The organism is Paractinoplanes rhizophilus, from assembly GCF_042664765.1.
GTDB classification, from domain to species: domain Bacteria; phylum Actinomycetota; class Actinomycetes; order Mycobacteriales; family Micromonosporaceae; genus Actinoplanes; species Actinoplanes rhizophilus.
Window position 1 is genome coordinate 1 of record NZ_JBHTBJ010000144.1, and the last position, 514, is coordinate 514.

At 57.6% G+C, this 514-nt stretch carries 1 rRNA gene; it reads right to left on the reverse strand.

Features of this window, described 5'->3' with window-relative positions:
• Window positions 1-397: 397 nt before the first annotated feature.
• Window positions 398-514 (reverse strand): 16S ribosomal RNA (locus ACFQS1_RS40620); the annotation flags it as partial.

Consider the following 514-nt stretch of genomic DNA (forward strand, 5'->3'; position numbering starts at 1 on the left):
ATCCACCGTCCGCCCTTGACAACTTAACCACAGAAAACAAGATGCTCGCGTCCACTGTGCAATTCTCAACCAACGACCAACCCAAAACTTCCCACTGAACACACCGAACACCACAACCGTGGCAGGTTTGCATTCGAAGTCTTGCCTGGCATTGAAGACCAACCTCACCGGCACAGCCGGCTCTTGGTTGTTCTTTCAGATACCCAACAGGGTGCATGTTTGATCGTTTCTCATCAGCCGCACCGGTTCGCTGTTCCTTCGAGGATTCCTCCTCGTGTACTGAGCTCGCCGGCCGTTGCCGGGAGAAACTGGCCAGTGTCTCCGCCTTCGAGCACCCCAGTCGATCGTTCGCCGACTGTGGGCTCCTGCGTTCCTTTCGGAACGAGGTGCTCCTTAGAAAGGAGGTGATCCAGCCGCACCTTCCGGTACGGCTACCTTGTTACGACTTCGTCCCAATCGCCAGCCCCACCTTCGACGGCTCCCTCCCCTTACGGGGTTAGGCCACCGGCTTCGG